Source organism: Streptomyces beijiangensis, from assembly GCF_017315755.1.
GTDB lineage: Bacteria > Actinomycetota > Actinomycetes > Streptomycetales > Streptomycetaceae > Streptomyces > Streptomyces beijiangensis.
This window is the reverse complement of record NZ_JAFLRJ010000083.1, coordinates 24,029-36,438: the sequence shown is the minus strand read 5'-3', so window position 1 is coordinate 36,438 and position 12,410 is coordinate 24,029. Positions and strand designations below refer to the sequence as shown.

The 12,410-nt window shown below is 69.7% G+C and carries 7 protein-coding genes and 1 pseudogene; 2 read left to right on the top strand and 6 right to left on the bottom strand.

Annotated features, from left to right (window positions below):
• Positions 1-385: 385 nt before the first annotated feature.
• The gene (locus J0695_RS09490; protein ID WP_206961443.1) at positions 386-1,222 is read left to right on the top strand and encodes a putative nonproteinogenic amino acid hydroxylase; all 837 of its coding nucleotides are present in this window, start codon (positions 386-388) and stop codon (positions 1,220-1,222) included.
• Positions 1,223-1,292: 70 nt separating this feature from the next.
• On the opposite strand, the gene J0695_RS09485 is transcribed toward J0695_RS09490, so the two are convergent.
• On the bottom strand, positions 1,293-2,222 hold the full coding sequence (locus J0695_RS09485) for a phytanoyl-CoA dioxygenase family protein (RefSeq protein ID WP_242552423.1): 930 nt from the start codon (positions 2,220-2,222) through the stop codon (positions 1,293-1,295).
• Between the two features lie 514 nt (positions 2,223-2,736).
• Here J0695_RS09485 and J0695_RS09480 point away from each other — a divergent pair.
• The gene (locus J0695_RS09480) at positions 2,737-4,089 is read left to right on the top strand and encodes an aminotransferase-like domain-containing protein (protein ID WP_206961459.1); all 1,353 of its coding nucleotides are present in this window, start codon (positions 2,737-2,739) and stop codon (positions 4,087-4,089) included.
• A gap of 73 nt (positions 4,090-4,162) precedes the next feature.
• On the opposite strand, the pseudogene J0695_RS09475 reads toward J0695_RS09480, so the two are convergent.
• The 5 genes and pseudogenes from J0695_RS09475 to J0695_RS45380 form a co-directional block, all read right to left on the bottom strand.
• A pseudogene (locus J0695_RS09475) lies at positions 4,163-4,549 on the bottom strand (phospholipase); the annotation flags it as partial.
• A 175-nt stretch (positions 4,550-4,724) separates the two neighbouring features.
• Positions 4,725-5,486 (bottom strand): ABC transporter permease, encoded by a 762-nt coding sequence (locus J0695_RS09470; protein WP_206961441.1) that lies wholly within the window; start codon positions 5,484-5,486, stop codon positions 4,725-4,727.
• Positions 5,483-6,421: an ATP-binding cassette domain-containing protein gene (locus J0695_RS09465; protein WP_206961440.1), complete on the bottom strand. Its 939-nt coding sequence runs from the start codon at positions 6,419-6,421 to the stop codon at positions 5,483-5,485. The genes J0695_RS09470 and J0695_RS09465 overlap by 4 nt, the downstream gene beginning before the upstream one ends.
• Before the next feature lie 211 nt (positions 6,422-6,632).
• The gene (locus J0695_RS09460; protein ID WP_206961439.1) at positions 6,633-7,364 is read right to left on the bottom strand and encodes a thioesterase II family protein; all 732 of its coding nucleotides are present in this window, start codon (positions 7,362-7,364) and stop codon (positions 6,633-6,635) included.
• 58 nt (positions 7,365-7,422) lie between these two features.
• Positions 7,423-12,405 carry a non-ribosomal peptide synthetase gene (locus J0695_RS45380; protein WP_206961438.1) on the bottom strand — a complete coding sequence of 1,661 codons (4,983 nt, stop codon included), beginning with the start codon at positions 12,403-12,405 and terminating at the stop codon, positions 7,423-7,425.
• Positions 12,406-12,410 lie beyond the last annotated feature (5 nt).

The following is a 12,410-nucleotide window of genomic DNA, read 5'->3' as shown; positions in this document are numbered from 1 at the left end:
TCCTTTTCCTGAATTACCGGGAGTACTGACACCAGAGCTCGGCCGCTCATTGGGAAAAGCGGCGTCGACGTCACGGTAGAGGGCCGGGGAAACCCCGGGCAAGGGATGACAGCGCGAACACCCCGACGGGTCCGGCACTGTCCCGCCGACAGGACAATGCCGGACCCTTCCGGTCCTGCTCGGACCGGGTGCCGGCGCGGCGGGACGGCGTCATCGGCGCCCCGCCGGGCGCACCGTGGAGGGCGGTGTCCAGGGGGTCGTCAGGACCCGGCGGGCAACCGTCGCACTCCCCCGAGCATAAGGCAGCAAGTCATTGCCATCCGTATCTCGGAAGAATTAGGGTGACGTTCTGAAGAAAAGCAATCATGTGATGGAGGGGATTTTCTTGCTGAAGTCGCAACGGCTTGCGGTGCTGCCCATCGACTCGTACGACCTGGCTTCCGAATTGCCCGTCGTGGACCGCCACGAGTACGGCGGCGAATACGATGCCTTCACTTTTGGATCGTGGTCCTCGCATGTGCTGGCCAACGGCAGCGGGGCCGAGTCCGACGACTCGTTCCGCCCGCACGAGGGCCGTCTCGCCCTCACCGAACTGGGCAAACAGCTGCCGAACATCATGTCCCTGGTGGCCGCCCATTTCCCGGTGGACCGGCTGCAGTGGGTGCGTATCTTCAGCCTCCGTGACGGGCTCCTCGCCCCGCACGTGGACTTTCTCGAATGGGCCAAGCCGGGTATCAGGCTGCAGGTCCCGCTGCGCACCGGCGAGGAATCCCTCCATTCCGAGAACGACACCGTCTATCACATCCGCCGCGGCGAGGTGTGGAGCATCCACTCGACCGACCCGCACTCCGCGCGCAGCACCGCCGAGACGCCCCGGCTCTCCCTCTGCCTCGACTTCTCGGACACCGGGGAACCCCTGGAGATCCGCGGCGACATACCGGCGACCCAGCCGGTCCGCATCATGGACCGGCCCGAGCTGAGCGACACGGAACTCGAGGAACTCATCGCCTCGGGCGCCGAGCTGACCCCGGCGACCCTGCGGGCCGGCTTCCGCCGGTTCGCCGAGGTCCACTTCGAGCGGAGCGCGCACGCCACCGCCGCGTTCGACTGGTACGTGGAGGCGGTGCGGCGCACCGGCAACGCGGACATGGTCACCACGGCCGAGACGTTCCGTACGTACTGCATCGAGAAGCGGGGCGACGGCGAGGCCTTCAACTGGTGAAGCAACCGCCGCCAGAGCGCCGATGGCCCGCCGCGCGTGCGCGGCGGGCCATCGTCGGGTACGGCCGCGGTCAGTTCTTCGTGGTGCCCGCGCGCAGCCGCTCGATCATGTGGCGGGTCGTCTCGATGGGGCTCTCCTCGGGGAGGTCCCTCGAACGCGCCGGCAGCGCCGCGTTGAGCTTGGCCACCTTGTCGCCCCACTCGTCCTGGCCGTCGAACGGAATCGTCTCGCCCTCCTCGCAGGTGGGGAACGGACGGTAGCTGTTGAGGCCCTCGGAGTCGGAGCCGCGGACGAGCAAGGGGTCGAGGTAGATCCCGTCGCTGTGGATCCGCGTGGACGTGGAGATGTACCCCATGTCGAGCCCGCACCGCCGCTTGGCGGAGGTGTTCGGCTCCGAGCAGTGCAGCAGGTTGGGGTGGTGGATCGAGACGTCGCCCGGCTGGAGCTCGATGTCGACGACCCCGTGCTCCTGGGCCCACTCCCGCACCAGGTCCTCGTCGGAGGCGGAGAAGAGCATGTTGTCCGTGTCGTTACGGAGCGACGGCTTGTGCAGGGGCAGTACGTGGCTGCCGGGAATCATGCGCAGGCAGCCGTTCTCCGTGGTGCTCTCGTCGACGGCCAGCCACACCGTCAGCGCCTTCATGGGGCTCAGCGACCAGTACGCGCCGTCCTGGTGCCACAGCACCGGCTGCCCGTTGTACGGGGGCTTGCAGATGTAGTGGGCGGTGAAGCACGCCAGGTCCGGGCCGAGGAAGAACTCCGCTATGTCCAGCAGACGCCGGTCCGAGACCAGCCGTGCCCAGAAGGCGTCATTGCGGATCAGCGGGTGGTGGAAGTGCTCCGGGCGCAGGTCCGGATACTTGCGGGTGAGCCAGGCGACGTGGGTGCGCGCCTCCTCGATGAGGTCCTGCGGCACGACGTTACGGATGATGGAGAAGCCCTGCTCGGCGTAGTCCGCCGCAGCCTTCTCGAGAACGGCATCGCCAACCATTGTGGTCATGCCTCAGCTCCTTCTCAGGTGTCAGATACCGATTGCCCCGCGGAACGGGTTCGCCGCCACGGCGGCAATGGGGAGTGGTCGAACCGGAGTGCCGGCGCGGCATTGCCCTGATAAGCCGCCGCCGTGGCCGGACAGAAAGCCCGGACGGAGGCCCGCGAAACCCCGCGAAATACCGGAGGATTTTCTCGTACGGCCCTCACGTCATTCTCCAGCAATCCAATACTCTGTCCGCCTGCCAGGAGAGTGTCAACGTCCCAGGGGCCCGGGGGCCTTTGGCCATGGAAATAGAGGAGCCGCCCTGTCCCGCCGACAGGACAGCCGCATGGTGCGCCCCTGCCGTATGTCAATAGCCCGCCCCGAACTGCCGGGCCCTGCACAGGAATATCAGGCCGCCGGGCAGCAATGGTCTTCACGCCGGGAGGGCAGGGACATATATTCTGGAGATCCCCCGACGAGGTACATAACCGACACCAGCTCAGCGCTGAGTTGTCCGGCGGATGAGGATGACGTGACTATGTCCATAAAACCAGGGCCAATTCGGCTGAGAGTCACCGACCTGCACGAGTCGGTCGACGATCCCGCGCTCACGTCCATGACGCTGCTCAACGAGCTCGCGGGCAGGTACCCCGATGCCGTCTCCTTCTCGGCGGGCCGCCCGTTCGAGGGCTTCTACGACGTCGAGGACCTGTCACGTCACCTCATGACGTTCAAGAGTTATCTCGAGGACGAGAAGGGCCTTCCCGCGGAGCAGGTGCGGCGCACCTTCTTCCAGTACGGCCGCACCAAAGGCTTCATCCACGAGCTCATAGCGCGCCAGCTCGAGGTCGACGAGGGTCTCATCGTGGACCCGGAGAGCATCGTGGTGACCACCGGCTGCCAGGAGGCGATGGTGCTCCTGCTGCGCGCGCTCGTACGGGACGCCCGCGATGTCATCCTGGCCGCGACCCCCAACTACGTCGGGTTCATCGGTGCGGCACGGGTGGCGGGCGCCCCGCTGCGTTCCGTAAGGGAACACGAGGGCGGCATCGACCTGGAGGACCTGGAGCGGCAGATAGCGGCGGCCAGGCGCGAGGGGCTCCGGCCCCGCGCGTGTTACGTCGTCCCCGACTTCGCCAACCCGAGCGGCGCGAGCATGTCGCTGGTGGACCGGATCGCCCTGCTGGAACTGGCGGAACGGGAGCAGATCCTCGTCATCGAGGACAACCCGTACACCCTCTTCCGGGCCGGCGGCCCGCAGCTTCCCATGCTCAAGACCCTGGACGAACAGCACCAGGTCATCCATCTCGGCTCGTTCGCGAAGTCCGCGTTCGCCGGCGCCCGCGTGGGTTACGTCATCGCGGACCAGCCCGTGACTCCGGACGGGGCCTCCGGTGCGGGCCCCCTGCTCCTCGCCGACCATCTCGCCAAGCTCAAGAGCATGGTCACGCTGAACACCTCGTCCGTCGCCCAGGCGGTCATCGGCGGGTACCTCCTGGAGAACGGGTGCAGCCTCAAGCGCGCCACCGCCCGGGAGGCCGCGGTCTACCGCCAGAACCTGGCCACCGTGCTGGACAGCCTGAAGTCCGTCTTCGGAACCCTGCCCGGCCTCTCGCAGGACGTCTCGTGGAACACCCCGCAGGGCGGGATGTTCGTCGTCGTCACCCTGCCGTTCACGGCGGACGACGCGATGCTGGAGTACTCGGCCTCGAAGTTCGGCGTCCTGTGGACCCCCATGCACCACTTCTACGAGGGCACCGCCGGCTTCCGCCAGGCCCGGCTCTCCTTCAGCGTGCTCACCCCCGAGCAGATCACCCTGGGGGTGGGGCGGCTGGGCGCACTCGTCCAGGACCAGCGCGCACGGCACCTCGTCGGCGTCGCGCACTCCTGAGACGCACCACGCCCGTGCGGCCAGGACCCCGGAGCGAGGGGACCTGGCCGCACGGGCGTTCGGGCGCCGCCGGTCAGCCGAGGTTCTTGACCGCCTCGTAGTACGTCCACGCCAGCGAGTTGCACGCGGCCTTCTTCACGGTGCTCTGCGGGGCGCAGACACGCTTCAGGTCCTCGTAGAACGCGCTGTCGATCCGTGCCTTGCCGGCGTCGAAGACACCCATCGCCTTGGAGTTGCGGTAGCCGAAGTCATGGCGCGCACAAGGGAGTTCGAACGTGAATCCCAGCGGGTTGTCCGGCGAGCTGGAGCAGAGGTCGGTGCTCCAGCTGAACCCGTAGGACGCCCAGGCGCCCTGGTTGTTGCGGGCGGCTATGAAGGCGTTGTAGCTGGCGACACTGGTCTGGGTCCACGACGAGAACACCTGCGGCTTGTCGGCGGGGGCCGCACTGGCGGGGGAGCCGAACGCTGTGACGGCGAACAGCGCGGCGGCCGAGACGCCGATGCCTCTTGCGACCTGACGGTTCACGAAAACCTCCGGGATCGATGCGGCCCCTGACGGATTTTCAGGAGCCGCTTCAGTCTCGGAGGTGTTCACACAGCGGGGCCGGAGCCCAGCTCGAGCACGCCGGCCGGCGTCACGCCCGCTTCTTGAAGGTGGACACCGCCCACACGTAACCGAGGACGGCGAAGGCGGCGCACCAGGCGACGGCCGCGATCGCGTCGCTGCCCGACGGGTTGCCCGCGAGCAGCCCGCGCAGCGTCTCGATGATCGGGGTGAACGGCTGGTACTCGACGAACTGGCGCACACCGGCCCCCATCGTGTCCGCGGGGACGAACGCGCTGCTCAGGAACGGCAGCATGATCAGCGGCACCGTGGCCATGCCCGCCGACTCCACGGTCTTGGCGGACAGACCCATGGCGACGGTGAGCCAGCTCGCCGCGAAGCCCAGCAGCACGAGGACGCCGACCACGCCGAGCCAGTCCAGGGCGCTCGCGCCCGGGTCGAATCCCATGAGGAAGGCGACCCCGATGATGGCCGCGCAGGCGACCAGGGCGCGGACGGTGGTGATGATGACGTGCCCGCTGAGCATGGCTCCGCGGGAGACGTCCATGACCTTGAGGCGGTTGATGACGCCCGTGGTCATGTCGGAGTTCACCTCCGTCGCGGTGGCCCCGAGCCCGTAACTGATGGCCATGACGAGCAGGCCGGGTGTCACGTAGTCGATGTAGGCGACGCCGACGTCGAATCCGCCGCCGAGCACCTTGACGAACATGAGCATGAGGACGATCGGGAAGAGCACCGCGTTGAACACCGTGACCGGGTTACGCAGGGTGTGCTTGAGGTTGCGGCGCAGCATGATGGCCGAGTCGGCCAGCGGCAGCGAGACGGTGCTCACTTGGCGATCGCCTCCTCGCTGGTGCGGCCGGTCAGGGCCAGGAAGACATCGTCGAGGTCCGGTGTGTGCACGGAAAACTCCTGGGCGTTGATCGTGTGCTCGTCGAGCCGGTCGAGCAGGGCCCGCAGCGACTTGGACTCGCCGTCGCTGGGAACCCGCAGGGTCAGCTCCTCGTCGTCCCGCAGGGCCCCGTCCAGGAGCCGCGTCGCCGCGTCGAGTTCGCCGGCGTCGGTGAACCGGAGCCGGACGTGGGTGCCGGGGATCTGGCGCTTGAGCTCGTCGGAGGTGCCCTGGGCGACCAGGCGGCCCCCGTCGAGCACCGCGATCCGGTCGGCGAGCTGGTCGGCCTCCTCCAGGTACTGGGTGGTGAGGAAGATGGTCGTGCCCTCGGCCACCAGCTCGCGGACGATGCTCCACATGGTGCGCCGGCTGCGCGGGTCGAGACCCGTCGTCGGCTCGTCCAGGAAGATGATCTGCGGGCTGCCGACCAGCGTCATCGCCAGGTCCAGCTTCCGGCGCATGCCGCCGGAGTAGGTCGAGGCCAGCTTGTCCGCCGACTCCACCAGATCGAACCGCTCCAGCAGTCCGCCGACCACCTGGCCGCCGGAGCGCACCCGTTTCAGGTCCGCCATCAGCTGCAGGTTCTCCCGGCCGGACAGCAGATCGTCCACCGCGGCGAACTGGCCGGTCACGCCGATGGCCGCGCGCACCTGCTTGGTCGCGGTCGCCAGGTCGTGCCCGGCCACGCGCACGGTCCCGGCGTCCGCCGTCAGCAGCGTCGTCAGGATGTTGACCGTCGTTGTCTTGCCGGCCCCGTTCGGGCCGAGCAGGGAGAAAACCGATCCCGCGGCAACTTCGAAGTCGATGCCGTCGAGCACGGCTTTGTCGCCGTATGCCTTGCGCAGCCCTGAGACTGCGATCGCGGAACTCGTCATACCGCTACTCTCCCCAGCGGGCCTGACACCGGCCCCTCACGCACCTGACGTGCCCCCTGAGTCCCTCTCGACCGGCCCGCCACCAGCGGGAAAGCGAGAAGCGGAGCGGCGCGGGAAAGCGAGAAGCGGAGCGGCGCGGGAAAGCGGGAAAGCGCGAGAAGGGCGCCCGCCGGAGCGGACGCCCTTCTCACCGCGGGCCGGACCTACGCGGTCACAGCGCCAGTGCCCCGCGGGCCGATTCCTCCCCGATGACGTCCAGCAGCTCCCGGCCGTGGTCGACCAGGTACATGTGGTCGCCGGGGAACTCCGCATAGCGGAACGCGCCCGTGGTCGCGTCCCGCCACTGCCGGGCCTCGTCCGCGGTGACCAGACCGTCACAGTCGCCCCGCAGCGAGCAGACCGGCACCGGCACGGGTGCGCCGGAGCTCGGGACGTACGCCTCGTGCATCTCGCAGTCCGCCTGCAGCGCGGGAAGGATCAGCTCCCGCATCTCCGGGTGGTCGAGCGCCTCGTGCCTGAACCCCGCGAACTCCTCGACCCTGGCGAGGAATTCCTCGTCCGGGAGGCCGGCCGCCCGCCGTTCGCGCTGGGTCCAGGGACCGGGCGAACCGCTGACGATCAGCCGCTCGACCCGCACGCCGCGCGCGCTCAGCAGGGGGACCAGCTCGTAGGCGAGCACCGCGCCCAGGCTGTGCCCGAACAGGACGGTCCTGGTCCCTTCGCCGAGCTCGGCGGCGATGGAGTCGGCTTCCTTCCTGGCCGCCTCGACGACATTGCGGTACGGCGTCTCCAGGAACCGCCGCTCCCTGCCCGGCAGTTCGACCGGCACCACACGCCACCGGTCCCCGGCCAGCTCCCGCCACGGGTGGAAGAACGAAGGACCTGCTCCGGCGAACGGCACGCACAGCAGCGCGGGCCTTCCTCCGTCCTCAACGGATTCCACGGACTTCCCCGGCTCTCCCACCCCTACCAGCCCCTCTCGTCCCTACGACGGTTCCCCGTCACTGCGCCAGCTTGCGGGCGATGACCTTCATGATCTGGCCCGCCGGTTTCGGCATGTGCAGATCGTGGTGCGTGGCGTCCACGTCGTACTCCTCGTACGAACCGAGGACGTAAGGACGCCATTCGGGCCCGTACGACGACAGCCCGTCGACCTTGTCCAGCGTCGCGTTGAAATACAGCACGTCGCCGCGGTAGACCGGCGAGACGAAGCCGCCCATCTTCTGCAGGTTGTTGGCACCCACCTTCGACATGGTGTCGAGGAAGCTGTCCATGTTGCCGGTGTTCATGAACTTGCCGAAGACTTCCTCGATGTCCGCCCGGTAGAGCTCCTGCGTCCTGCCCGACACCTGCTGGAACCCGTTGTCCGAGGTGCCGGTCGCCGGCTGGGTGTCCAGGATGGCCACCAGTTCGACCTGGTGCCCGAGGGCGTCGAGCGCTGCCGCGAGGGCGTGCGCGATCGGGCCGCCGTAGGACCAGCCGACCAGGTAGTACGGTCCTTCCGGCTGGGTGGCGAGGATCTGGGCGAGGTAGTCGTCGACCATCTCCTGCACCGAACCGGCCATCGGGTCCGTGCCGTTGGAGCCGCGGGACTGCAGGGCGTAGGACGGCCGGTCGGGCACGTGCGGCGCGAAGGTGAAGAACGCCCAGCCGAGGCCGCCCCCGCCGTGCACGAACCAGACCGGCGGCTTGCCGGTGCCGGGGTCCCTGTTCAGCGGCAGGACGACCCCGAACGAGTCGGCGTGCTCGCCGGGAATGCTGCCGATGAGCAGCAGGGCCGCCAGCTCCGCGACCGTCGGGTACTGGATGAGGGTCCGCAGCGGCATGTCGACGCCGAAGTGCTTGCGGATACGCGCGCCGAGCCGGGTGGCCAGCAGCGAGTGACCGCCGAGCGCGAAGAAGTCGTCGTTGATGCCGACCCTCTCCAGGCCGAGCAGGTCGCTGAAGAAGGCGCAGAGCTGCTCTTCATGGGAGTTGCGGGGCTCTCCGCTGCTCACGATGCTGGTGTGCTCGGAGGGCAGCGCCCCGCGGTCGATCTTGCCCGCCGGGTTCAGCGGGAGCTGGGAGAGAGGGACGACCGCGGCCGGGACCATGTAGTCGGGAAGGCGCCCGCGCAGGTACTCGGGGAGTTCCTCCACCAGCGGGCCGATCGCCTGGGCGAGAGCGGGCGTGTTCGCCCGGATCCGTCCGGCCACCCCGCTGGGAACGAAGCCTCCGCGGACGCTCCGCCGGCCGGGCAGCAGTACCGCGTCGAAGGCGGCGACGCTCTCGCCCGACCAGGTGATGACCGCGTCCAGGCCCTGCTGCCGCGCCCAGGCGGCGAGTTCCTCCGGATCGACCGGCTTTCCGGCGGGGGCGTCCGTCTTCAGCACACCGGCGAAGGTCGCCGCGGCGGCCTCGTCCGCCAGCCGGGCGTTCGGTATGCCGCTCACCCGGACCGGGCCGCCCGCCCGCTGCGCGTGGCCGCTCAGCGCGGCCAGGTCGGAGACGTCCTTGCCCCAGAGCACGGCGGGCACACCCGCCAGGTCGAGTACGAGAGCCGGCTCCTTGTGCAGGACGACCTCGTAGCGGTGGCGGGTCAGCGCGTTGTGCGCCTGTCCCTCCTTCAGCCGGATGTCGGCCCCGGCCCGGCGGCCGGACGCCCAGTCGGCGAACCACTCGGGGGCGACCGCCAGTTCCCGCTCGGAGAGCAGCGCCGCCTCCACCGCCGCGCGCACCTCTTCGTGCGAGGCGTAGGGCTGCGCCGCCTGGCTCCTTGCGGTCGCCAGGATGCGCAGGGTCGCGGCGTTGCGTACGTCGCCGACGATCACCCGGCCGCCGGGCGCGAGGAGTTCCATGACCTGGTCGAGGACCTGGGCCAGGTACTCGACGCTCGGGAAGCACTGCACCACCGAGTTGAGCACCACCGTGTCGAATCCGCCCAGGGGGAGCCCGGAGACGTCGTGGGCCGCCTGGACGCTGAGCCGCACCCGGTCGCCGCAGCCGGCCTGGGCGGCCTGGGCGCGGAGGCGGTCCACGGCCGTGGCCGAGAGGTCGGTGCCCCAGTACGTGTCGACCTCACCGGCGATCTTCGCGAGCAGCAGACCGGAGCCCGCACCGATCTCCAGCACCCGCCGCGGCGCGAACCGCAGCACCTGTGCCACCGCCGCGTCCTGCCACTCCCGCAGCTGCTGCAGCGGGACCGGCTCGCCGTCGTACACCGACGCCCACTGCCGGAAGTCCTCGCCCCACGCCTCGTCGCCGGACTCGGCGTAGCTCTCCTCGTACCGCAGACGCCACTGCTCGACCTGGGCCTCGGTGTCGGCCACCGCGGCGTCCGGGTCGGGCTCCACGTAGGCGACGAGGCGCTGGTCGCCCTTCTGGTCCTCGCGGACCACGACGGCGGCCTGCGCCACCGAGGGGTGCCCGCTCAGCACGTGCTCGATCTCGCCCAGTTCGATACGGAACCCGCGGACCTTGACCTGCGAGTCGGTGCGCCCGAGGTACTCGACCTGGCCGTCCTTGTTCCACTTCACCAGGTCCCCGGAGCGGTACATCCGCGCGCCCGCCGGGCCGAAGGGGCAGGCGACGAACCGCTCCGAGGTCAGCCCGGTCTGCCCCAGGTAGCCCCGGGCCAGGCAGGCTCCGGCGAGGTACAGCTCGCCGGCCACGCCCGGTGCGACCGGGCGCAGCGCCGCGTCCAGTACGTACACCTGGTTGTTCCAGATCGGTGCGCCGATCGGCACCCGGTCGGCGCCCGGCACGTGCTGCCAGCCGGTGATCTCGACGGTGGCCTCGGTGGGTCCGTAGAGGTTGTTCGCGGAGCAGCCGGGCAGCAGGTCGGTGAAGCGGTTGGCGAGCGCGGCGGGGAACGCCTCGGCCGCCACCTCGATCCAGCGCAGGCTCGTGCAGGCACCGGCCGAGGGCTCGGTGACGAACGCGGAGAGCAGGGACGGCACGAAGAACGCGCCGGTCACCCGCTCCCGCTGGATCAGCTCCGCCAGATAGGCCGGATCGCGCCGGCCCTCGGCGCTCGCGACGACGACGGACGCGCCCATCTGGAGGTTGGAGAACATCTCCGGCACCGATGCGTCGAAGCTCGCCGAGGTGCTCATCAGCATCCGGTCGTCGACGGTGACGTCGAAGTGCTCCAGGCCCCACTTGATCCGGTTCATGATGGACCGGTGGGCCACCGGCACGCCCTTGGGGCCGCCGGTGGAGCCGGAGGTGAAGATGACGTACGCGGCGTTGTCCGGCGACAGCGTGCGGACCGGGTCCGTGTCCGGGTAGCCGGAGACGTCGGGCAGCACGCCGTCGAGGAGCAGCAGCGGCTTGGCTCCGGCAAGCACGTGGCGTACCCGGTCCTCGGGCAGCTCGGTGTCCAGCGGTACGTACGCGGCACCGGCCTTGACCACGCCGTACACGGCGACCAGCAGCTCGACCGAGCGCGGGATCTTGACCGCGACGAGCTGCTCGGGGCCCGCTCCCTGCTCGATGAGCCAGTGTGCGAGGCGGTTGGCGCGCCGGTTGAACTCGCCGTAGCTCAGCGTCTCCTGCTCGCCGATCACCGCGACCCGCTCGGGGTCGCGCCGCACCTGTGCCTCGAACGCCTCGGGCAGGGTGCCGGCGGCGACCGGGTGCGCGGTGTCGTTGACCCGCCGCACGAGCCAGTCGCGCTCGTCGGCCCCCAGCACCTCGATCGTGGAGAGCGGGGCCGCCGGGTCGGCTGCCACCTGCTCCAGGACGCGTACGAACCGGGCGGCGATGTCCTCGGCCGTGTCCCGGTCGAAGAGCTGGGTGGCGTACATGAGGTCGCCGCGCAGCGTCCCCTCGCCGGTCACGGCGAGGCTGAAGAAGAGGTCGGCGAGGGAGGTCTGGGTGAGGTACTGCTCGAACTGCGCCTTGAGGCCGGGCAGTTCGAACTCCGCCTTCTCGAAGCTCTGCCAGGCGAACATCACCTGGAACAGCGGCTGGTACGAGGTGGAGCGGTCGGGGTTGATCAGCTCGACCAGCGTCTCGAACGGGACGTCCTGGTGCTCGTAGGCCGCCAGGGCCTTGTCCCGCACCTGCGGGAGCAGATCGAGGAACGAGGGGTTGCCGGCGAGATCCACCCGCAGCACCTGGGTGTTGACGAAGAGCCCGACCAGGTCGGCCAGCGCCTCGTCGGTCCGGCCCGCGATCGGGTTGCCGATCGTCACGTCCTCGCCGCCGCCGAGCTTGCTCAGCAGCACGCCCAGCGCGGTCTGCACGACCATCGACATGGTCATTCCGCGCTCGTCGGCGAGCTTCTGCAGCCCGGCCGCCGCCTTGGCCCCCACTTCGAGGCCGAGGGAGTCGCCCTGCGAATTGCGGGTCGCGGGCCGCGGGCGGTCCAGCGGCAGGCTCAGCGGCTGCGGCACCCCGCCCAGTTCCTTGCGCCAGTACTCGGTCTGGGCGGCGGCCAGCGAGCCGGGCTCGTTCACGTCGCCCAGCAGTTCGCGCTGCCAGAGCGCGTAGTCCTTGTACGTCACGGGCAGCGGCTCGAACTCCGGGGCCCTGCCGTCCAGGCGCGCGGTGTAGGCGGCTCTCAGGTCGCGGGCCAGCGGCCCGCCGGAGACGCCGTCCGACGCGATGTGGTGGATGAGGAGGACCAGGACGTGCTCCTGGGGGGCGCAGCGGAACAGCCGTACCCGCAGGGGGATCTCGGCCGTCAGGTCGAAGCGGTGCGCGATGAACGCCTCGACCTCGCCGTCCAGCGCGCCGGGCGCCACGTCGACGACCGGCACCTCCACCGACGCCTGCGCCGCCGGCAGGATCCGCTGGTGGGGCTCGTCGTTGTCGTCCGTCACGAAAGTGGTGCGCAGGGGCTCGTGCCGGACGACGACGTCACGGACCGCGGCGACGAGGGCCGCCTCGTCGAGCGGCCCCGTGAGCCGGAACGCCGGGGAGATGTTGTAGGTCTCTGCCCCGCCCTCCAGTTGCTGCGTGAGCCACATGCGGCGTTGTGCGAACGAAAGCGGAATCACTGGTT

What these genes read in the sequence shown, in the direction of transcription:
- J0695_RS09480 (WP_206961459.1), top strand. Translation starts at nt 2,737, where the DNA reads ATGTCCATAAAACCAGGGCCAATTCGGCTGAGAGTCACCGACCTGCAC.
- J0695_RS09465 (WP_206961440.1), bottom strand. Translation starts at nt 6,421, where the DNA reads ATGACGAGTTCCGCGATCGCAGTCTCAGGGCTGCGCAAGGCATACGGC.
- J0695_RS09485 (WP_242552423.1), bottom strand. Translation starts at nt 2,222, where the DNA reads ATGACCACAATGGTTGGCGATGCCGTTCTCGAGAAGGCTGCGGCGGAC.